A 22,272-nucleotide genomic window follows, 5' to 3' on the forward strand; every position below is an offset into this window, starting at 1 on the left:
TATGGGGCTGTTTTATGCAGCCCTTTACTTGGTATTTAATTGAGGTAAAAAGCCAGAGAAAATACTATTAAATGTACTTGATTGATAGAAGAAAGACTATAAATTTAAGTTGATTAACTTGGAAAAGCTTACCAAGAGACTTTCCCTCGTAACTTTTTGAGTTTACCTTGACGAATGCCAGGTACTCTTTGCAAGTCTTCTAGAGAGGTAAAAGGTTTTTCTTGACGGGTTTTGAGGATTTTTTTAGCTAAAGAAGTTCCTATACCGGGTAATGTTTCTAATTCCTCGAGACTGGCAGTATTAAGATTTATTAATTTTCCGCCGCTTGCTTGAGAAGTAGTGCTTGAGAAATGGGAACAGTTTTGTTGATCTTTTTTAATTTTTTCTGCCACATAAGTAGGGATGCCTAAGATAGCATTTTGATAAAGACGTTCAAATTCTTGCTTAAAATGGGCTGCTACTAAAGGACTTTTAATGATGATTAAGGTTTCATCATTTTGGTTGTTGGCTGAGGCTGACCAATTATGAGAGCCTGTAATAATAGTATTTTGATCAATAATAGCAAATTTATGATGTAATTTATCCGTCGGTGATAATTGAGGAATTCCTACGCTAGTTAGCGGAGACTGCCAAGGATGATTATCCGCTTCATAGCGGCATTTATTGCTGAGGGCAACCCCTAACATATCTAACCCTTCACTGTAATTGTTAAAGGCAAAACCGGGGTCAATTAAAGCTCTTATATTTACTCCTTTTTGATGCCGTTTTTCTAATGTATTTGCGAGTTGCTGTTCAGAAAATACAAATAAGGCTAAGTCCACTGATGAATGCGAGGTAATAAGCGTTTGGTTAATTAATCCATTACTACTTTTATCCCAAGGATAAGCCGTAGAATTGGGAGAAAATTTTAGGGTGATCTCGGAATTATTTAAGGCAATGGTTTGAGGAACTCTAGCCGGTTTATTGATGCCAAATAAACTATCTAGTTTACCCCCTGGCCCGTCTCCCCATAATAAATTAAATTCTTCTGTAAATAACTTCGCTAATTGGGGGCTTTTGATTTTAAGTAAATGATTAGCATTGCCTCGACTATCGCTCCTCAAAAAGTCTCCATGAATATCACTTAAAGTAAAATTAGCTGAAGTGACGATCAGATTATTTCTATCGATAATCATAAATTTATGGTGCATTAACGCGCTTCCTTTTGAACCATCAGCCGTATCATCAATAATGGGAATTCCCCCCTGACGTAAAATCACAAGAGCATCTGATTGATGAATTTCTTCTGCACTGAGTTTTTGGTCTTTATTGGTATCAGCTAAAGCGAAAAAATCCTCATAACGATCGCCTTCTCTTTCCGAGAGTTCTTGAACTTCTCGACTCGTTAAATCACTAAAAGGACGACGATAAGTATTTTCCAAAATCACTCTCACTTTAACGCCTGCTTGATGCCGTTTCACCAAAGCTTGAGCCAGGTTAGGTAAACGAAATTCTTGCACGGCAATATCAACAGTTGATTGTGCTGTATTGATGCTGTCGATTAAAATTTGTTCGAGATTATCTCCTGGGCGTTTAATTTTTCGATAAGGATCACTATAATCGGCTCCTTGAGCCTGATTTTGATTAAAATAAACTTCAAGGGAAGGGTCTTGCGGCAAAGGTTTAGGGCGTTGAATTTCAGTCTTATGGGAACAGGCAGATAGAACAAGAATAAAACCGGCAAAAATTCGTTGATACTTTAACATAAAATTAGCCGCTCACTCATCAACTTGATAAAAAGTTAAAGCGGTATTGCCATAGCTTTTTTCTCGAGAAATGGCCAGTCCACGAAGATTGAGCGGCTGCCATAATTTCGGGTCATGTTCGACGGCTATTTCACCCGCATCATCCAGAATTTTATAAGTGGCTATTGCTTCTAACACCGGTTCATATAAACCACTATTATAAGGAGGATCAAAATAAATCCTATCAAACTTTTTTTCAGATAGGGTTGATAATTTGCTCACCACATCTCCTCGAATAATCTGAAACTCTTGAGCAGAGTTAGCCACTTGTTGCCAGTTTTGTTTAATAATTTCACAAGCTCGCCCATATTGTTCAATAGCCACTGCTTCTTTGGCTCCTCGACATAAAGCTTCAGCCCCCATTGAACCATTGCCAGCACATAAATCTAACCAGCGACAGTCAACAATTGCCCCCTGCCAAATATTAAATAAAGCTTCTCGGACTTTAGCAGAAGTAGGACGGGTTAATTGTCCAGGTAAGGTTTTTAAGATGCGATTGCCGTAAATTCTCATGTGAGTTTAACTTATTTTCTACTTGTTACAATTTTACTTGGCGTGCAGAAATATGGTATTGAATGAATAAGAACTTTATTGCCGCTTCTGTTATTGATGTTACCCGTTACTTCTTTGAAAAAAATAATTGTTGTTTTGAGTTGCCTCAGCTTGATGTCTATTAGCCCGGCGTTCGCTCAAGAAAAAATCCTACGAACTTTAACCGTTACCGGACAAGGAGAACAAAGAATCCCTGCTACCATTGCACAAGTAGAATTAGGAGTAGAAATTCAAGGCAATAATGCCGCTACGGTACAGCAGGAAGTCGCTAAACGGAGCAATGCTGTGATTGAATTATTGCGAAATCGTAATGTACAACAGCTAAAAACCACAGGAATTCGACTACAACCCAATTATGATTACAGTAACAATCAAAGACGCTTAATCGGTTATGTAGGAGTCAATACCGTCAGTTTCCGTTTTCCGGTTGAGCAAGTGGGCGTATTATTAGACGATGTTATTAGAACCGGAGCCACTCGGATTGATAATATTAGTTTAACCGCTTCTGAATCAGCCATTACCCAAGCTCAACGACAAGCCTTACAGCAAGCAACCGCAGATGCTCAACAACAAGCTGAAGTGGTTTTGAAATCTCTTAATTTAAATGCAAAAGAAATTGTCAGCATCTCTATCAATGGTGCCAATGTACCACAGCCGAGACTGCTTGAAAATCAGGGATTTGCGGCTAAGGCGGATGCGGCTAGTACACCTGTTGTAGGCGGCGAACAAACGGTCAATGCTTCAGTGACATTACAGATTAGCTACTAACTTACTGTGTTCAGTTAAAAAGTTTTCAGTGGTCAATTGCTTGCAGGATAAAGTTTTCAGCTTATATTACAAAATGTTAAGCTTAACTTTCTGCTTAAGTTCCTAAACTTAGGTGGTGTTGCTCGGCTTTTAGGCACATACTAGACTTAGTTTACACAAGCTTTCATAAACTTCTGCTTAACAAAATCGCTATAAAAACTTACTCTACCATCTCTTAGCTTAGTGAGATGTAGTGGGTTCAGCAGATATTAAAGTTTTTGGTCTTGCTTGGTGCGTTGGTTCTTAAATATGATTACTCTGGATTATTCAGGGTAGTCTTTTTTTTTGCCATAAGTTTTTATTGGCAACAGATATAATTTTACTATAAAGGGTGTCCACAGACTGATATAGCATTTCTCATTTTAGTGAGGTACATAGTTTTTCGATTTTAGGGAAGAGGGAACACTTCGACAAGCTCAGTGCAAGCAGGGAACAGGGAACAGGTAATCAAAAATAAAATTGAGGTGTACCTCATTGATTTGAGAAACGCTATACATAAGGGCAAATAGGGATAAAATCATCGGTTTTCTGCTCGGAATTTAGTATGAGAAGGAATAGTCTTCTTTTTTGCTACAATAATTTTTAGGAATAAACCCTTTAAATTTTTCAATTTTTCCGCTTAAATTCGCTCTCATTTTCAACAAGAGCCATCAACAAATACTCAAGAATATTGTCAAAAAATCGTCATTTCAAATGAAAATGAAATCCCTAATCTCAGTGACTCTTTTAGCGACTATTAGCTTAACCTTAGCTCTAAAAAATGTTGCTCAAAACCCTCCCGCTAAAACTTATCAGCCGGGCTTTTGGCAACCTGTGGCTCGGGTAGAAGTAAAGCGTCCCCTCGCCATTCAACTGGTCAATGAAACAGATATCCCCTTAGAATATGACTTTACCACCTCTTATGATGTTCCGCCTCAACCCATTCAACCGAAACAGACCGTTACCCTAGAAGAACAATTCCGTTTACCTGCCTATCTATTAATCAATCCTAGTAGTCAGAGCAGCACGGCTTCTGGGGGGACACCATTTAACTTAAAATTTAATGTAGATGTTAATAAAGATAATGTGGTAACCGTAAAAATTGTCAAAGTTGATAGTAATACGCCCGGAAACACCACATTTAATATTCATGAAACCGGAGCTATATATGTTTACTAATCCTAACGATATAGCCGCCTAAATTCCTAATTAATAATCGATCAAAGCCCAAAGAAACATGAGTCAAAAGGGAACAAAAGACCTGAAAAACCGTTCTGTTCTAAAAACCATGAACAATAAGCTCGAAAATTCTCGGAAATGTTAAAGACAACGGTTAGCTCCTGGTGGCGTTCCCTTACTCTTGTTCCTGTTAATCTTATTCTCTGGCAATTAGCCGCGCCTTTGACTGTAGCCGCACCGCCAAGAAATCCTGATCAAACCGTTGAGTGCCAAATTTTAATTATTGGGGGTGGACTGGCCGGCTCAGCCGCCGCTTATGAAAGCTTATTACAGGGAAAAACAGTCTGTTTAACCGAAATAACCGACTGGGTGGGAGGACAAATTTCTGCTCAAGGAACTTCGGCCTTAGATGAACGTCCCACTCAGCGCCAAAAATTGATTTATCCCAAAGGTTATTTAGAATTGAGAGAGCGCCTTGCCAAACATTATGGTAAACTCAATCCGGGCGAGTGTTGGGTGAGTGAATCTTGTTTTTTACCCCGTGATGCTGACAAATTGTTAATGAAACAACTCACTGATGCCGCCAAACGGGGAAAAGGAAAATTGAAATGGTTTCCCTCCACAGTGGTTAAAGAATTAGAGATTAAAAAAGTCAATAATGGGGGTACAGGCGAACAAATCACCAGTGTGATCGCCATTCAACACCGTCCCGCCAAAGGTGCGCCGCCGCTAAACACCTACCCGCTTTCCCAAACCATTGAAGACGCTTATCGCTACGACAATTCAGCACGATTCGACAAAACCATTCTTAAATTTGTGCCTAAACCGCCGAAAAAACCCGAACCGGCCGACTGGTATGTAATTGAAGCCACCGAAACCGGCGAAATTATTGGATTAGCAGATGTCCCCTATCGTTTAGGCGTTGATCCTCGCACTTATTTAGAACCTTCCTCTTCAAGTACCACCGGCGATCCTTATTGTACTCAAGGGTTTACCTATACCTTTGCGATGGAGGCCACCAAAGACCCTCAACCTCAACAAATGCCCCCATTTTACCCTCAACACGCGCCTTACTATAGCTATGAACTGCCACGATTAGCAGACTTTGATTTAGTCTATACTTATCGCCGCATCTGGAGTCCTAAAGCCGGAGATCAAAAAACCTTTGGCGGCATTACCTTTACCCAACCCACACCCGGCGATATCTCGATGCAAAATTGGACTTGGGGAAATGATTACCGCCCCGGTACAGCCCAAGATAATTTTATCTATACTCGGGAGCAACTCAAAGCCAATGGAGAATTAAACCCCGGGGGATGGATGGGAGGACTAAGAACAGAAACCCTTAAAAAAGGAGAAGACCACGCCCTAGGATATTACTATTGGCTAGTAGCCGGAACTACAGATTCCCAATTAGGAGAAGGTGTCAAAAAACCTAACCCTAACAACCGTTTTCTCTCAGGGTTAGACTCGCCGATGGGAACCGTACATGGTTTATCTAAATATCCTTATATCCGAGAGGGAAGACGTATCATCGGACGGCCTTCTTTTATATACGATGACGGGTTTATGATTACAGAAATTGATATTTCTCGTCGTGACTATAAAGACGACTACTACCGTAAAACCTTATCCCCTGATACCTACCGTCGCTTACAAGCCGCCTTAGCTTTTTTAGAAGGAATAGATGTGCTTAACGGGAATGTCTCACCAGATGCAGTGCAACGACGTAAACGATCCACGATTTATGCAGATTCGGTAGGAATTGGTCATTATGCCATTGACTTCCACCCTTGTATGATTGAATCACCCCCAGAAAAAGCCGGCAATAAGGAAAAAGAAGGAGAAAGACGAGGACAAGGACAGGCCTATCCCTTTCAAATTCCTCTTAGGGCTATGATTCCCCAAAAAATTGATAACTTGTTAGTGGCTGGTAAAAGTATTGCGGTTAGTCATATTGCGGCGGCGGCCTATCGAGTACATTCTTTTGAGTGGTCATCGGGTGCGGCAGCCGGCATAACGGCAGCATTTGCTCTCGATCAGCAGATTCTACCCTATCAATTGGTAACTGAACCGCTTTTTAGCCAGAAAAAGTTACAAGAGTTGCGCGCTAAGATCGATGAAAGTGGTAACCCTACTGCTTTTCCTGATACCTCTATCTTTAATGATAATTGGGATGATTGGAAATAAATTTTTAAGGGTCGTTAATGGCTAGTTATTAGTCATTCGTCAATAGCTATGCGAGAATAGTTATAAATTATTAACAGTTTCGGGCCTATTCCCTTAATTGTCCAGCTTAACTTTCTCTTAAAATCCTAAAAATCTGTTGTGGTTTTCCTTTAAATTTTGGAAAATAAGTCTAAAGACCTTGAAAATATAACAGATTAAAGTCCTTTGAACCAAAAATGATAAAGATTATTAATCTCATTAAGCTCACTGAATAAGCCCATAAGCTACCAGAGTACAACAATTATAAAAACTGCTCAATCTAAACAAATTTAAAAAAATCAATTGTCAAGTTTTTGGGAATCGGGGAAATATAGCTAAAAAAAATCACACTCAGATACTACAAAGATAGGTTGATTCAGCTACATATCTTAAAAATATAGCAACTAATATGTGGAAAATTCTATCTCAAAACGTGCTAGAAAAAGTGACTAAACAGAATGCTAACTCGATTCTGACAAGTCAGATTTTACCGTCTAAACAAGCTGTAAATACTGAGCGATTTACTTCTCAAACTCCCCCCAAAATTTGGTTAGGTTATCCTAAACGAGAATTAGAAAGAAATATTGCTAAAACCATTGCTCAAGCTTTAAAATTGGCGGGTTATGACTTGTTGATGGGAAATAGACAAAATGTTGGTCAGAGAAAGACTTGGACTCAAAAGCTAGAAACTGAATATCAAGAGTGTGATTGTTTAGTATTTTTGTTAACCGGAGAATCGTTAATTAGTGAGTTGATGACAGAAGGCTTGAAGCGAGCTATTTCAATTCGTCAAAGCCGTCAAAATCCCAAGCCGCTAATCATTGCAGTTCGTGTCAATCTCGGTTTCAATGCTCCCATTAGCCCTGAACTTGAATACTATGTCAATCAGATTCAACAATGGCAATGGTATTCTCAAAAAGATACTAGAGTAATAATAGAAAAAATCCTCCATCAGTTAAGCCAACTGTCTACTCAACTGCTCACTGCATCAGAATCATCAGTTTTCAGCCATCAATTATACAAAATTCAACAGCCCCTAAAAACGGTTTTTTCTCCTCGGGAAGTTCAACCGTTACCCTTTACCAAACCTGAACTTCCTGATGCCAGTAACTCGTCAACCTCTCCTTTTTATATTGAGCGAATTCCCTATCAACAGCAAAGTTATCAGGCTATTGTTAAACCCGGAGCTTTAATTCGTATTTGCGCTCCCAGACAAAGAGGTAAAACTTCTCTACTTAATCGCATTTTAGCCTATGCTGCCGCCCAAAATTATCATACAGTCTTATTGGATTTTCAACAGCTAGATAAAAGTATACTCAGTAATTTAGAGGTATTATTACGCTGGTTTTGCCTCAGTATCGCGCGACAGTTGAATCTATCTCCAAATTTAGATGAGTATTGGGATGAAGATATCGGCGTTAAAGCTAGTAGCACTGTTTACCTACAAAGTTATTTGCTCTCTGTGATTGAAAATCCCATCGTTATCGCTTTAGAAGAAGTGAGTGAAATTTTTGATCACATTGCTCTGACTCAAGATTTCTTCACTTTACTGCGAAGTTGGCATGAAAAATCTAAAGTCAATTCCACTTGGGCTAAAATGCGTCTAGTGATGGTGCAGTCAACCGATACTTACATTCCGATCAATATTAACCAATCTCCTCTCAATGTTGGTCTAGGCATTAATTTACCTGGCTTTAGTGTAGAAGAAGTACAAGTTTTAGTCAAAAAGCATCAACTCAGATTAACCCCTACTCAAATTGGGCAGTTAATGGAACTTTTAGAAGGTCATCCCTATCTCATTCGCCTAACCTTGTATCATCTCTCTCAAAGAAAAATCACCTTTACAAGGTTACTGGAGACTGCCACTACAGATGTAGGGATATACAGCGATCACTTACATACTCTGCTGTGGAAATTACAGCAAGAACAAGACTTAGCGAAGGCTTTTAGACAAGTATTGTTTTCCTCGTCTCCTGTGCAGTTAGACTATCATCAGGGTTTTAAGCTCAAATATTTAGGCTTAGTCAGTCTTGATAATGAGCAATATACTGTATCCTGTAACTTGTATCGGCTTTATTTTCAGGAGCGTTTGGGCCTTTAGCCGCTTTAGCCAGGCCCAAGATCAACAAAAACCTCTTCTATAGTCAAGTGGGCAAGTGGCATCTCAATAGCTTGCAATTACTGGGAGAAAATGTCACCCTAAGAATTAGTATACTTATCAACCCCTAAATAACAAAGATCATGATTTTCCCAGGAACGACTGTTAAAGTGATCAACCCCGACGATACATACTACGCTTTTGAAGGACTGGTACAGCGCGTCAGTGATAACAAAGCAGCAGTCTTGTTTGAAGGAGGCAATTGGGATAAGCTAATTACTTTTCAACTTTCCGAGTTAGAAGAAGTAGAAATTACTGGTAAAAAGAAAAAATAGTTATTAGTTATTAGTCATTAGTCATTAGTTATTAGTCATTAGTCATTAGTCATTAGTCATTAGTCATTAGTCATTAGTCATTAGTCATTAGTCATTAGTTCTTAGTCATTAGTTATTAGTCATTAGTTATTAGTTATTAGTTATTAGTCATTAGTCAGGAGAACCTGAACTGAGTAGGCACTCAACAGTCATCTTAACTACTCTTTCTAGCCTCTAGTCTATTATCTATTGCCTTTAGCCTGTTAAGTTCTGAAAAAAATATGCGCCTACCTCTGCCTCAATTTGCTATAGATAACCGTCACCCAGAACATATTGCTGAGGTGATAGAAACAGCAACGACTCAATTTTTAGCCCAATGTTTAGAACCCGAAGAATTAAATTTTCCACAGATGCCTCCTTTTGGAAGTTGGGTTAAATCTATCGATGAAGAATCGGGAAATAAAATTTTAGCAGTAGTAACTTATGTGACTACTTCTCCTATAGATTCTATCCATCGGGCCAGGGCTTTAGGCTTATCTTTAACTGAATTGAGGGAACAACAACCCCAAATTTTTGCCATGCTGAAAACGGAATTTCGGGCGGCTATCGTAGGGTTTGAAACCCCATTAGCCAATGGGCATGGAAATGGCAGTCGTCCTGGACAAATTTATCAATATATTCCCCCTCGTCCCCCCCAAATTCATCAAGCTGTGTATCGTTGTCATCCATCAGAAATTGTTCATTTTAGTGAAGAACTCGACTTTTTACGCACTCTTTTACTGGTAAAAGATGTACCTGTAGAGGCTTTAGTGGCTGCATCGGTTCGGGAAATTTATCAATTACGTCAAGGGGACCGGCAGTGGTTAGTTCAAGTGGGAAGACAATTAAATATGTTGTTAAAGGATGATTATGATCGTTTACGCTATATTTTAACTCAAATTCATTGGTAATAAATCCATAATCATTGTTAAAATTAGCATTAATCGGGGAAGGATCTCACTACCATGAAAAACTGTCTCCATTGTGGTTCCAATAATTCTGATACCGCCAGATATTGTCTCAATTGTGGAAATATGCTGGCTTCTGATACTCATCAACTGACGCTACATTGGCGAGAAAATGGAATAGAAAAAACACGCTCTATAGATATCAATGATTCCACCAACAAAAAAGCAGGTACCATTCGCCTAGGACGAGACCCAGACCTGTGCGATATTGTGCTGAGTGACCCCAAAGTGTCAAGGTTGCACAGTCAAATTACTTTTAATTCCCCTCAAAATCAATTTTTGATCGAAAATTTACGAGAAAATAATCCTATATTAATTAATAAGCAAAAACTGGTTCGGGGTTCTCAACCTTTAAACAATGGTAACACCATTACTCTAGGCGATACCCAACTGCGATTCATGGGTAATGATTTAATGCCTCAAGTATCGGCTACTTCCTTAAACGTAGAAGTCGGGCGAAACCCCACAAGCACTTTATCTATCTCTATGCTTTTGCCCATTATTTCTACTAAAAAAGACCTCAGACAACAGCCTTATTTTGTGCCTGGAGTCATTACCGTTATCTGGGTGGTTTTACTATTGAGTAGTCTGGGGAATGCCGTCTTATTTAACTTTCTGATTGCGCTTTTCTTGGGTTTTGGCGGTTTTTACTTCATTTATAAACTCTGTGGTAAACGAAAGCCTTGGTGGGTTTTACTAATTCCTGTGATGCTCACACCCATCCTATTATTTACCCCTCTATGGTCTCTGTTTATCTGGTTTTTTAGAGATTTACTACCCGGTAAAGCTTTACAAGAACATAGCGGCTTTCTCTCCACTTTCACCGCTCAATTTTTTGGAGCCGGTCTTGCCGAGGAATTGTTTAAAGCCCTGCCTTTATTTATTTTAATGGGCTTGAGTCAAAAGTTTAACTTACCTCGATTGGCGATCCAAGATCCTTTAGATGGGATTGTTTTAGGGGCGGCTTCGGGTTTAGGGTTTACTTTGTTGGAAACCTTGGGACAATATATTCCGGATGCCGTGCAGCAAGGTGGGGAATTGATCGGATTACAACTGCTAATTGTTCGTATCGTTGGCTCTGTGTTTGGTCACATGGCCTATAGCGGCTACTTTGGTTATTATATCGGTTTAAGTGTCATCAAACCTAGACGACGCTGGAAGATTTTAGCCACAGGCTATTTAATTGCCGCCACGACTCATGCCTTGTGGAACACCAGCGCCCTATTGGGGGTTTGGGCTTTAGGGTTGGTGGGAATTTTGGCTTTTTGTCTTCTAACCGGAGCTATTCTCAGAGCGCGAAAGATGGGCTAATTTTTTTCGGAAATACCTGGGACTAAAGATGATTAGATAACTTAATTTTTACGACTATTTACCAAGGTAAACGGGTTCCATCCCAAGAAAAAAAATGTCCGCTATCATTTTCGGTTAAATTGTTAATTACAGTTAGTAATTGCTTGACAGTACGCTCTACGGAAAAGATTTTTTCGGGCGGAATATTTTTATGAAACGGTTTAGATAAATCTGTATCGGTGGTGCCGGGATGTAAAGTTATCACTCGGGTTTGAGGATTAATTCTTTTGTATTCGATGGCCACTGTTCGCATCAACATATTCAGAGCGGCTTTAGAAGCTCGATAACCATACCAGCCGCCAAGCTCATTATCGCCAATACTGCCTAACTTAGCAGAAATACTCGCCAACACACTTGGCTGATGATGACGAAATAAAGGCACTAAATGTTTAGCCAGTAAGACCGAACCTATACTATTAACCTGAAAATAGCGGCTTAATTTTTCTGAATTTACTTGTCGGAGGCTTTTTGACGGTTGTAGTGAGCCTTCATGTAATATGCCTACACAGTTAATGACTAAGTGTAACTGATTGACTCGAGTTTGAATTTGCTTTACCACTTCGGTAATTTCTTCTTCGTTAGTAATATCTAAGGGTAAACAAATTAACTTACTTTCTGCTTCATTTTTCAAACTCAATAAAGAATCAGCCGAAGTTTCTTGACGATAGGTAGCAAAAATTTGTTCTACCTCTTCGTTTTTAAGTAATTGCTTGACAAAGCCTAATCCTATTCCCCGAGAAGCTCCGATAATTAAAACATTGATGGGTTTAAATTCAATGGCATTAGACATATTTTTGGCTGAACTGAGGTACAGATAGGGTTAAATTCTGGTGAACCCGAGTAACAATAAATCTAATTCCTTTTTTTTCTCGAAGTTCGCCGTCGTTTTTGTGGAGTAGAACTGGCAGAATCCTCTACCTCATCACTATTGCTCATGTCAAACTCTGAACCAAAAGACTCTGCTACAAGGGGAACCGTAAAATGAAACTGACTGCCATGATTTTTTCCTTCTGATTGCGCCCAAATCTGCCCCCCCCAGCCGCTAACAATTTGCCGACAAATAGCCAAACCTAAACCTGTGCCTCCTGCTGAACGTCGTAAAGCGCCTTCTTCTTGATAAAAACGGTCAAACACGGTTTCTAAACGATTGGGTTCGATGCCTCGTCCGGTATCAGATATGGTGACTTCTAATTGTTGTAAAGAATTATAATTCACTTCAATGGTGACACTGCCATCAGGGCTAGTAAACTTACAGGCATTATCGAGCAATTTAGAGAGAACTTCCACTAACCATTCTCCATCCGCTAAAACGAGGGGAAGGTCCGGAGCGACAAAATTTTGGATTCTGGGTAATTTTCCTTCTGTATTACGGGAGCGAACATGACTCAGGGACAACTCAACACATTCATAAAGTGAGAGGGGTTCTGGATGCCACTCGATTCGACCACTTTCTAATTGTGAAAGCGTCAAGAAGTCTTGTACTAGGGTTCGCATTCGTTCAGCATCTTGTAAAGCCGTATTCAGCATGACTTGACGCAATTCAGGAGACATATCGGGTTCAGTGGCTAAACTTTCTAAACAAACCTGAATCGTCGATAAAGGAGTCCGCAACTCATGACCGGTAATAGCCACTAAATTAGAGCGAGTACGGTCAAGCGCTTCTAATTGCTCGTTAAGGTCATGAAGATTAGCATAGGCTTCTGCTTGAATTAGGGCAACACCGATTTGAGTAGCGATGGCATTGACTAGGGCAATATCTTCACTTTTCCAACTGGCCGGAGCCGGACCACAGTGGTGTAACTCCACCATGCCTAATAATCTACCTTGATAAAGAATCGGAACCAGCAACCAAGAAGCTATCGAGCAACTTTTAACAATGGTTTTTAATGAGGCGGCGCGGTTAGATTTAAGCGGCGGTTGTAGGCGAGGGTCTTTGAGCGTATCATCAACACTGATGGATTCTCGCTGAGAAATAATCGCTTCAAACAGAGGATTATTTTTTAAGGGCCAAAGTTGTCCTTTAATGGATTTAATTCCGTCGTTTAAAAATTCATGTTTAATCTTAGCGATCGCGTCGTTCTCGCTGCAACGGTAAACGATACAACGACAAACCCCTAATCCTTCTCCGAGCATTTGCACCGCCACTTGTAAGATTTCTTCGGGATCTAAGGACTGTCGAATCGCATGGGTGACTGAGTTAATTAAACGTTCTTTATGTTCTTTAAGGGTTAAAGAGCGATTGGCTTTAATTAATTTGTACTGAGCTACCTGTAAATAAGTTACCAAGCGCTGAACAAAGGGATCTGGTTGAACCGTAGGAGTTTGGGACAAAAATTGATTTTCTTTCGTCAGCAGAGCATTTTCGGGGGCGCTCGAAGGCAAATAAAGACGACGTGCCTCTTCTATTTTTGAGGCGAGTTCGGGTCTATAGAGTAAAATTCTCTTCAAAAGAATCTCAGCCGCTTTTTGACTCACCTGTCGATCAAAAGTCCATATCCCTTCAAAACGGCGGCTATTATCCATAACATTCATATCACTCTGTTTTTCAGTCCCTATCGCTCGCTCTCGACAGATGAGACAGCTTGCATACTGTTGTCCAATCACCACTAAATGCCACTCCAACGCTAACCCATCGCTTTTTTCAAAGGCAATGGTCTCAAAGACTCCAGAATTATTGGCAAAATCGGTTTCAGGCGCGGCAAGAACATAAATTTGCTGGCTTTTGCTGGCTATACGTCGATATCGATGGGCTTCTTGTCGATAAAACCGCTCTCGTTGAAAACTAGCAATGACTAAAGGACAATCTTCTCCCGCTAGTACCTGATCTTCCATTGCGTGGGACAGCGCTGTTAAGGAAGCTTTAAAGTACATTTGAGGCCGCCAATGGGGTATGGCTTGCAACAGTTCTGATACTACAGACGTTGAGATGCTCATTGATGATTTTTGGTTATCTCCTGGCCCAATTGCTTGTTTTCCCATTTGAGGAAGGTTTGCCTACTTACAACAGTCTAGTTGACGATTAAAGCGATCGCCTATCGGTTTTTTTGTATCCTATGAACCTATCGTACAAAAAAGCGGTTCCTCTTCTGTGCTTTTTTCTGTAGGGAGTGCTTCGGTCCCGTCCTGTTCTCCAAAGGAGCTAAAAATTCTCATTGACAACCTACAAAAGTGTGATATTATGGGGAGTGAATAGCAGAATAAGTCAGCCGAGTTCGGTTAACAGTGTTAATTGGAACGGGGGAACCACCCAAAGGGGCGTATTGAGGATTAGACCTTACTCTAAGTAATAGTAATAAGGTAATCCTTGAAGGGCAACTCTCAGCCCTAGTCCGTCAGCTAACTCCGTAGGCATTGAGAGGAGACTGGTAGAGTCAGCATTTTTACAATTAGTTGACATCATCAGTATTCCTGGCTGGTCCTGGTCTGCTTTTAAGTACCTGCCTTCGATGTATTGGTGAAACAATGTCAATGCTGAATATTTCTTTGGTTTTACTGGTGGCTAAATCCGCGTGGAAAACCACAAAGCCGCTTATCATTAAAGATCAAGTTTTATTACCCTTAGCCGGTTTTTTAGGGGTTTTAATTCTCTGGTGGATTGTGGCCCTACTCAATCCGGATTTAATGCCCACACCCCCAGAAGCATTAGTAGCTAATTTAGATTATATCTTTAATCCTTTTTACGTTCGAGGCCCTGGTAATTTAGGCATAGGTTGGTTATTAATTGCCAGTTTAAGACGGGTATTAATAGGCTTTGTTTTAAGTGCAATGGTTGCCATTCCGGTTGGTTTTTTGATTGGAATGTCGAAACCCGCTATGAGTGCGCTAAATCCGGTTATTCAAATATTTAAACCCGTATCCCCTTTAGCATGGCTGCCGATATCTTTAGCCATTTTTAATCAAGCCGACCCTTCAGCAATCTTTGTCATTTTTATTACTTCCCTCTGGCCGACAATTATTAATACTGCCTTGGGCGTTTCTAGCGTGAACTCAGACTATTTAGATGTGGCTAAAGTCTTAGAGATGCCGCGTTGGAGACAAATTTATAAAATCATTCTGCCTGCGAGTTTGCCTTACATTTTTACGGGGTTGAGAATTAGTTTAGGCATTGCTTGGCTAGTGATCGTAGCGGTAGAAATGCTGACCGGGGGTTTAGGAATCGGCTTTTTTGTCTGGGATGAATGGAACCGTTTAAATCTTAATTCCGTGTTTCTTGCTGTCCTAGTTATTGGATTAACGGGATTACTTTTAGACTATATTTTGGGTCAAATACAAGTGCTTGTCACTCACCGAAAAGCTAAATTAAATTAGTCATCCCACAAACTAACTAAATCAATTCAGCCACAGCAGGAAAAGAATAAGATGAATCATGATCAGAGTTGGTCGCGCCGACAATTTTTGCAAGGTCTGGGCGCGGCAGCAAGCGGACTCGCGCTATCTTCTTGTGTTAACACCAATCGTAGCCCTGTAGGACTCACCAAAGAAGCTCAAGCGGTTGAACCGATTATTGACCCCAAAACCCTAGAAAAACCGAATTTAACAGTAGGATTTGTACCGGTTAATGATTGCGCCCCCTTTGCTGTGGCGTGGTCTAAAGGATTTTTCCGCAAATACGGACTCAATGTCACCCTCAGTAGAGAGGCCAGTTGGGGAACCTCACGAGACGGGATTATCTTTGGACGCTTAGATGCTTCGCCGGTTGTCTCAGGTGCAGTCACCAACGCCCGCACCGGTGCAGAAGGAGCGCGTCATGCTCCTCTATGTGCCGCCATGACCATTCACCGTCATGGAAATGCTATGACCATGAATAAAGCCATGTGGGATAGTAATTTACGCCCTTGGCACGAATACAATGGCAATCTTGAAGGATTTGAGCGAGACTTCCAAAATTATTTTGCTAAATTACCTACAGAACAAAAGATTTTAGCCGTTGTTCTCAGTTCGTCGATTTATGAATATTTTTTCCGTTACTTAGCCGCCGCGACGGGAATTAACCCCGATGAAGAATTCCGGGTAATTATTATTCCGCCGCCGCAAATGGTGAGTAATATGCGCTTAGGAGCCATGCAAGCTTATATGGTGGCAGAACCTTGGAATACTCGCGCCCTCAACCCATTAGGAAAAAAAGGTCAACAGGTGGGATTTACCTTTGCTCAAGGGCGAGAAATTTGGGAAGGGCATCCCGATAGATTATTAGCGGTAATGGAATCTTTTATCGAAGAAAATCCCAAAACTTACCGCAGTTTGGTTAAGGCCATGATAGAAGCTTGTCAGTATTGTAGCGACCCAAAAAATCGGGAAGAAGTAGCAACATTAATTACTGATCGCTCTTTTACTGGAGCCAAACCTAAAACGGGACCTGTGGATAAATTTACGCGGCCCGGGATTGTTGGGGAATACAACTATGGTGGATTTGATGGCAAAAAAAGAACCGTCAATACTCTTGAGACGACTCTGTTTTTTGACTTACCCGATAAATTAAAAACAATCCCAGGTAATCACTCAACATTTTTATGGCAATCTCATAGTCTTTGGTTAATGACTCAATCGGCCCGTTGGGGACAGATTAAAGAGTTTCCCAAAAATGCCGAAGAACTAGCCCACAAAGCCTGGAGAACAGACCTCTATCGAGAAATTGCCGCAGAAATGGGCATTCAATGTCCTGCTGAAGATTATAAAGTTGAAGCGGCAGAAGTTTTTATTGACAAACGGAAATTTGACCCTAGCGATCCGATTGGATATCTGAAGAGTTTTGAGATTAGTTCCAATTCTCCTAAGAAATTTGCTTTATCTTAATTAATACTCTTATTATACTTTTAACTCAGGTAAAACAATGGCTCACTTTGCTTATCCAGAATTCAATACCAAGGCTAATAAAATGATCTCTAACGACTTTTTAGTGATTGAAAATTTAGTCAAAGCTTATGCTCTGCCTGACGGGGAAAAATTGGTGGTACTCGATGGCATTAATCTTAATGTAAGATCCGATGAATATATTTCCATTATTGGACATTCCGGCTGTGGAAAATCGACCCTACTTAAAATTGTGGGGGGGCTAGAAAAAGCGACATCGGGTTTAGTGACCTTAGAAGGAAAAGAAATTCGCAAACCCGGTGCAGAAAGAATGATGGTTTTTCAACACTATTCTTTATTGCCTTGGTTAACGGTAGAAGAAAATGTCAGGTTAGCGGTAGATGAAGTTTATAAAAAAGCGTCTTCTAAGGAAAAAAAACAGATCGTCAGCGAACATTTAGCGATGGTAAATTTAACGAAAGCGGCTCGTCAGTATCCCGATGAAATTTCTGGGGGGATGAAGCAGAGAGTGGGAATTGCTAGAGCTTTAGCGATTCGTCCTAAAATGTTACTGATGGATGAACCTTTTGGTGCGTTAGATGCTTTAACCCGAGGAAAATTACAGCGACAAGTTTTAGAAATTTGCGAACATAGCCGCCTAGCGGTAATGATGATTACTCACGATGTGGATGAAGCGATTTTGATGTCAGACAGAATTATTTTAATGAAGAATGGACCTAATGCTAATATTGGGGAAATTTTAGAGGTTCCTTTTGCTCATCCTAGAGACCCTCATGAATTACGAGAGTCTAAAGAGTATTATGACCTTCGTAATCATGCTTTAGATTTCCTTGATCGCTATTTTACCCAGGATGAGTAATGCTGGTGGTAAATCTGGGTTATTTATCCTTTTTTTAGAGTGTCAACAAAGTAGAGATGTGGTCTGCAACGTCTCTACTGCTGCATTTAATTAATCCTCTCCAACCTGCTATAAGCTGATCTTAGCCGGCATAGTCCCTGATTTTTTGCCGATTTGACCTCGTTTTTTCGGGTAAGATTATGCTAAGATTAGTTAAAGTGTGGGAATTAAGCTACCCAATTCTACAAGAAAAGCCAAATTCCTCTGTTAGCAAAAAATCAATTCTTTCGCCAAAAAGATGGTTAAATCAAGGAGCGATATTTAATTATGCAAGCCAAAGAAATTCCGGTAAGCAAAAGCGACTTATTAAGGGCAGATTTACAGGAATCTTTAAGCCATAGCCACATCGATCCCGCTCAAATCACTACCTTTCAAAGAATTATTTTAACAACAGATGGAACTTTAACAGAAATATTAGAAGCTTATTTATACGAAAAAATTCAACTTGTTAAACTGTCTCAAGAAATTGTAGCCAGTGCCCAAGAAATTAAAGCTTTAGACCTCAACATCGGTACAAATATAATGAACCGAAAAGTTTTACTACAAGGCAAGATTAGCCGTCGAAACTGGATTTATGCCGAGTCGGTTATTGTGCCGGCAAGACTCGATGAAATCTATCGAGAAAGATTGCTAAAATCTCAAGAACCCATCGGCCGACTTTGGCTAGAACATAGAGTAGAAACTTTTAAAGAAATTATCGATTCAAAGCGGGAATTAGCGGGCGAATTGTCAGATTATTTTCTCATTAAATCCGAAGACAAATTACTTTCTCGCACTTATCGCGTCTTCTCGAAAGGTCAACCGATTATGATGATTACAGAAAAATTTCCCGAAAGCTATTTTATCGATAAGTAAAAGCTTAAACTGAGCCATTAATACTGAAACGAATAATCCCCAAACGCCAGACTCCTCACACCCACTCGATAAACCCTAGACTATTAAGTAATGATTAGAAATGAACAAGAGGAAGCCGACGAGTAATGCGGCTAGTATCTCCTAGTTTTTCATCTGAGCGGTCTAATGTAAGATTAAGGGCGCGAGTTTTTGCTTCATAAGCACTCATTTCAGGTCGCAAATCAGATTGAGGAGGCACCTGTAAATCCTCAGATGTGCCACCGATACCGCCTAAATTTTGGGCAAGATCTCGCTCAGAGACTCCGTTTAAATCGCCAACAGTTCCTGTAGGAGAAACCAACGGGCTAGGATTGGTCATGGTAGCAGTCTCATTGGCGCTCACCGCCATAGGACTCCCTAGAACTCCAATCGTCAACAATCCAATAATAAATACAGACTTGTTTTTCAGGCCAGAAACAGTCTTCATAGGTATTTGTTGGGTGTTATGGTGTGATTGACTAATTAAGATTTGAGTCGTCAGTTTAGACAAAACAGCAAACTATTGACTCATTAATTACAGAATAAAGTTGATTGACGGCTCTTAGATACTTATCTTAATGTTACACCATTTGGTCCAGTTTTTCTTGAGTATATATAACATAAGTGGGCAATAATTCAAGTAGAATTGCCCACCGATTAAGGATTTGATTTAACAGTAAAAATGTTAGGAAACAATGGCCTTACGAGTGCTTAGATCAAAACCATAACCGTCGGGAAGAATATGTAAACCCACATCACACAGTGCTAACCCTTCATCTTTTAAAAGCTGTTTAATATTATTATGACTAGCGGGTTGAAGATCAACGACAGTACAACTTCCTTCGCCAATAACTTGTAGTTGATGATTTTTAACGACGATAGCTGTATTCTCATCAATACCGATGCCGATTAACTCAGGATGACGAGCGACTGCGGCTAATAACCGTCCTAAACGTCCACGTTGGGCAAAATGTTGATCGATGATCACTTCTGACAAGAAATCCATCCCTGCATCAAGATCGACAATTTCTATGCGAGGATGAGTTTCGCTATCTCCTTCTAGGATCATCCGGTCTGACATCATACTCGCACCGGCGCTTGTTCCTGCTACTACTAACCCTTCCTCATAGCGCTGCTGAAGTTTTTTATGGATTTTGGTATCTTTAAGAATTTCAATAATTCTCGCTTGATCGCCGCCAGTAAAAAACACGCCAGTTGCTCGATCAATGGCTTCTAGAATATTAGGAGAATCAGCATCATCTCGTACTACTGTATCAGCCACCCGAACATCATCAACCCCCAAACGCTCAAAGATGCGGATGTAATCATCTCCTACTTCTCTGGGCAATTCTGTCGCCACTGTCATAATGACAATTTTGGCATCAACGCCACCTGAATTGCGGACAAATTCCCGTAAGATTTTACAATCGCCTTGTTTATCTTCGGCTCCACCAATAATAATTAATTGTCCTTTAATATCTTGTTTAGTCTGTTGTTGAGCAGGTTGATTTTCCCCTGATTGTTCAGGGGCTTTTTCCGCAGTGTTAACCATATTTCCTCCGAGTGGCAAAGTCCTATAATTTTCATGAAAACATGACAGGCAGGGAAATGTTATGGATCTTTTGATAGATTTTATACAGAACTCCCGAATAAGTCGGTTTATTCTAGCTTGGTAGCGCCTCGGGATTATTTAAAAAAGCACAGAATTCTATTAGAAGTATTAACTTTTCCCTGGATAGATTACAACCTCAAGTAATATAGTTACGTTTGAGACAGAAAACAGAATTTGAGGTTATTTTACTATGCCCTTTCCGCGCTCCAGTGGCATTTTACTTCATCCCACCAGCTTTCCTAGTCGCTACGGTATCGGAGATCTCGGTATAGAAGCCTATCATTTTATCGATTTTTTAGTCCGTAGTGGGCAACGCTACTGGCAAATGTTGCCGCTAAATCCTCCTAGCGTGGGCAATTCTCCCTATATGAGTTTTTCGGCCATGGCGGGGAATCCTCTGCTGATTAGTCCTGATCTTCTTTTAGAAAAGGGTTTACTCAATCCGGAAGATTTACAAGACCTGCCGGAATTCCCCCTAGATTATGTAGACTTTGAGCAGGTTATTGCTTGGAAAATGCCCATCTTGCGAAAAGCCGCTCAAAATTTTGCTCACAAAGCGCCTCCTGTGATGCGGCGGAGATTTGATGGGTTTTGTCAAGGTAAAGCCCATTGGTTAGAAGATTATGCTCTATTTATGGCACTCTTAGAGTCCCAAGACCAGCCGGTTTGGACAGAATGGCCCAGCGAGTTACGTCATCGCCATTGGGATGCTTTAGAATATGCCCGTGAGCAGTTAAAAGAGGAGATCTTTTTCCATAAATTCCTTCAGTTTGAGTTTATAGAACAGTGGTTAGAACTTAGAGGTTATACGAACACCCTAAATATTCAAATTATTGGCGATATTCCCATTTATGTAGGGCATAACAGTGCTGATGTTTGGGCTAACCCTCAAGTGTTTAAACTTGATCCCGAAACCGGCAACCCCTTAGAAGTGGCTGGTGTTCCGCCAGATTATTTTTCAGCCACCGGTCAATTATGGGGAAATCCGCTCTATAACTGGGAACATTTACAACATACTGGGTTTGATTGGTGGGTACGTCGTGTTCGAGAAGTTCTCACTCATGTTGATCTGATTCGCATCGATCACTTCCGAGGATTAGAATCTTATTGGTCAGTTCCCGCCGGCGAAACTACCGCAATTAATGGTCGATGGCTTAAAGCGCCTGGTTATGCTTTTTTTGATACGATTCGCGCTAAGTTAGGTAAATTACCGATTATTGCTGAAGATTTGGGGGATATTGATCAAGCGGTCTTAGATCTACGGGACCATTATGAGTTTCCGGGCATGAAGATCTTACAGTTTGCTTTTGGGGGTGGGTCGGATAATCCCTATTTACCGTTTAATGTGGAGCGTAACAGCATTATTTACACAGGAACTCATGATAACAATACCTCTAATGGTTGGTATTATGACAATGCCAATGACCACGAGAAAGGGCGTTTATATCAATATATGGGCTGTACGGGTGAATATAGCATTGCTTGGGACTTGATCCGTTTAGCTTATAGTTCTGTAGCCAATCAGGCGATTATTCCGCTACAAGATGTGTTTAGTTTGGGTTCAGATGCGCGGATGAATACCCCCGGTTTGTCTGATGGCAATTGGGGATGGCGTTACCGCAATGAGGCGTTAATCGAAGAATATATTCATCGTCTTCGGGATATGGTGCATCTTTATGGGCGCTATCCGGGTTAATTTTGGTTGGGTTTAAGGGGAGCGCTTTTTTGCCCCGTTCCCTTACCTAACAAGGCCTGCCCCTCCCGGTGTCGAAGGGGTGGGGCTAGGCGAACAGAGCAATC

18 protein-coding genes and 1 riboswitch are annotated in these 22,272 nt (G+C 40.5%); of the genes, 12 read left to right on the top strand and 6 right to left on the bottom strand.

The features are described 5' to 3' along the window. Nucleotides 1-128: 128 nt before the first annotated feature. Together CYAN7822_RS05660 and rsmD are read right to left on the bottom strand one after the other, a co-directional pair. Complete coding sequence (locus CYAN7822_RS05660) at nucleotides 129-1,745, bottom strand: DUF655 domain-containing protein (protein WP_013321279.1); 1,617 nt, start codon at nucleotides 1,743-1,745, stop codon at nucleotides 129-131. Between the two features lie 12 nt (nucleotides 1,746-1,757). Then, the gene (gene rsmD / locus CYAN7822_RS05665) at nucleotides 1,758-2,297 is read right to left on the bottom strand and encodes a 16S rRNA (guanine(966)-N(2))-methyltransferase RsmD (protein ID WP_013321280.1); all 540 of its coding nucleotides are present in this window, start codon (nucleotides 2,295-2,297) and stop codon (nucleotides 1,758-1,760) included. A 96-nt stretch (nucleotides 2,298-2,393) separates the two neighbouring features. On the opposite strand from rsmD, the gene CYAN7822_RS05670 reads away from it, so the two are divergent. The 7 genes from CYAN7822_RS05670 (at nucleotide 2,394) to CYAN7822_RS05700 (ending at nucleotide 11,239) form a co-directional block, all read left to right on the top strand. Then, on the top strand, nucleotides 2,394-3,104 hold the full coding sequence (locus tag CYAN7822_RS05670) for an SIMPL domain-containing protein (protein WP_013321281.1): 711 nt from the start codon (nucleotides 2,394-2,396) through the stop codon (nucleotides 3,102-3,104). Between the two features lie 738 nt (nucleotides 3,105-3,842). After that, nucleotides 3,843-4,301: a hypothetical protein gene (locus CYAN7822_RS05675; RefSeq protein WP_041933147.1), complete on the top strand. Its 459-nt coding sequence runs from the start codon at nucleotides 3,843-3,845 to the stop codon at nucleotides 4,299-4,301. 138 nt (nucleotides 4,302-4,439) lie between these two features. Further along, complete coding sequence (locus tag CYAN7822_RS05680; RefSeq protein ID WP_013321283.1) at nucleotides 4,440-6,491, top strand: FAD-dependent oxidoreductase; 2,052 nt, start codon at nucleotides 4,440-4,442, stop codon at nucleotides 6,489-6,491. Nucleotides 6,492-6,918: 427 nt separating this feature from the next. Further along, the gene (locus tag CYAN7822_RS05685; RefSeq protein WP_013321284.1) at nucleotides 6,919-8,610 is read left to right on the top strand and encodes an AAA-like domain-containing protein; all 1,692 of its coding nucleotides are present in this window, start codon (nucleotides 6,919-6,921) and stop codon (nucleotides 8,608-8,610) included. Between the two features lie 140 nt (nucleotides 8,611-8,750). Continuing rightward, complete coding sequence (locus CYAN7822_RS05690) at nucleotides 8,751-8,942, top strand: NAD(P)H dehydrogenase subunit NdhS (RefSeq protein ID WP_013321285.1); 192 nt, start codon at nucleotides 8,751-8,753, stop codon at nucleotides 8,940-8,942. Nucleotides 8,943-9,202: 260 nt separating this feature from the next. Further along, nucleotides 9,203-9,871: an HAS-barrel domain-containing protein gene (locus CYAN7822_RS05695; protein WP_013321286.1), complete on the top strand. Its 669-nt coding sequence runs from the start codon at nucleotides 9,203-9,205 to the stop codon at nucleotides 9,869-9,871. Between the two features lie 54 nt (nucleotides 9,872-9,925). Continuing rightward, nucleotides 9,926-11,239 (top strand): PrsW family glutamic-type intramembrane protease, encoded by a 1,314-nt coding sequence (locus tag CYAN7822_RS05700; protein WP_013321287.1) that lies wholly within the window; start codon nucleotides 9,926-9,928, stop codon nucleotides 11,237-11,239. Nucleotides 11,240-11,297: 58 nt separating this feature from the next. Here the strand turns inward: CYAN7822_RS05700 and CYAN7822_RS05705 are convergent, their stop codons facing one another. Beyond that, nucleotides 11,298-12,068, bottom strand: a complete 771-nt coding sequence (locus tag CYAN7822_RS05705) for an SDR family NAD(P)-dependent oxidoreductase (RefSeq protein ID WP_013321288.1) — start codon at nucleotides 12,066-12,068, stop codon at nucleotides 11,298-11,300. 62 nt (nucleotides 12,069-12,130) lie between these two features. After that, a complete protein-coding gene (locus CYAN7822_RS05710; RefSeq protein WP_041933525.1) occupies nucleotides 12,131-14,212 on the bottom strand; it encodes a DICT sensory domain-containing protein in 2,082 nt (693 codons plus the stop codon). A 260-nt stretch (nucleotides 14,213-14,472) separates the two neighbouring features. Further along, a riboswitch (cyclic di-AMP (ydaO/yuaA leader) is annotated at nucleotides 14,473-14,644 on the top strand. A 102-nt stretch (nucleotides 14,645-14,746) separates the two neighbouring features. On the opposite strand from CYAN7822_RS05710, the gene ntrB reads away from it, so the two are divergent. The 4 genes from ntrB (at nucleotide 14,747) to CYAN7822_RS05730 (ending at nucleotide 18,842) form a co-directional block, all read left to right on the top strand. Then, complete coding sequence (ntrB, locus tag CYAN7822_RS05715; RefSeq protein ID WP_013321290.1) at nucleotides 14,747-15,586, top strand: nitrate ABC transporter permease; 840 nt, start codon at nucleotides 14,747-14,749, stop codon at nucleotides 15,584-15,586. 51 nt (nucleotides 15,587-15,637) lie between these two features. Next, on the top strand, nucleotides 15,638-17,071 hold the full coding sequence (locus tag CYAN7822_RS05720; protein ID WP_013321291.1) for an ABC transporter substrate-binding protein: 1,434 nt from the start codon (nucleotides 15,638-15,640) through the stop codon (nucleotides 17,069-17,071). A gap of 37 nt (nucleotides 17,072-17,108) precedes the next feature. Then, the gene (locus tag CYAN7822_RS05725; protein WP_013321292.1) at nucleotides 17,109-17,948 is read left to right on the top strand and encodes an ABC transporter ATP-binding protein; all 840 of its coding nucleotides are present in this window, start codon (nucleotides 17,109-17,111) and stop codon (nucleotides 17,946-17,948) included. A gap of 306 nt (nucleotides 17,949-18,254) precedes the next feature. After that, nucleotides 18,255-18,842 carry a chorismate--pyruvate lyase family protein gene (locus CYAN7822_RS05730; RefSeq protein ID WP_013321293.1) on the top strand — a complete coding sequence of 196 codons (588 nt, stop codon included), beginning with the start codon at nucleotides 18,255-18,257 and terminating at the stop codon, nucleotides 18,840-18,842. Nucleotides 18,843-18,936: 94 nt separating this feature from the next. On the opposite strand, the gene CYAN7822_RS05735 is transcribed toward CYAN7822_RS05730, so the two are convergent. Both CYAN7822_RS05735 and CYAN7822_RS05740 read right to left on the bottom strand, forming a co-directional pair. Beyond that, a complete protein-coding gene (locus CYAN7822_RS05735; RefSeq protein ID WP_013321294.1) occupies nucleotides 18,937-19,308 on the bottom strand; it encodes a hypothetical protein in 372 nt (123 codons plus the stop codon). A gap of 237 nt (nucleotides 19,309-19,545) precedes the next feature. Next, complete coding sequence (locus CYAN7822_RS05740; protein ID WP_013321295.1) at nucleotides 19,546-20,412, bottom strand: cyanophycinase; 867 nt, start codon at nucleotides 20,410-20,412, stop codon at nucleotides 19,546-19,548. A 250-nt stretch (nucleotides 20,413-20,662) separates the two neighbouring features. Here CYAN7822_RS05740 and malQ point away from each other — a divergent pair, with 250 nt between their 5' ends. After that, nucleotides 20,663-22,168 carry a 4-alpha-glucanotransferase gene (malQ, locus tag CYAN7822_RS05745; protein ID WP_013321296.1) on the top strand — a complete coding sequence of 502 codons (1,506 nt, stop codon included), beginning with the start codon at nucleotides 20,663-20,665 and terminating at the stop codon, nucleotides 22,166-22,168. Nucleotides 22,169-22,272 lie beyond the last annotated feature (104 nt).

The organism is Gloeothece verrucosa PCC 7822 (assembly GCF_000147335.1).
GTDB classification, from domain to species: domain Bacteria; phylum Cyanobacteriota; class Cyanobacteriia; order Cyanobacteriales; family Microcystaceae; genus Gloeothece; species Gloeothece verrucosa.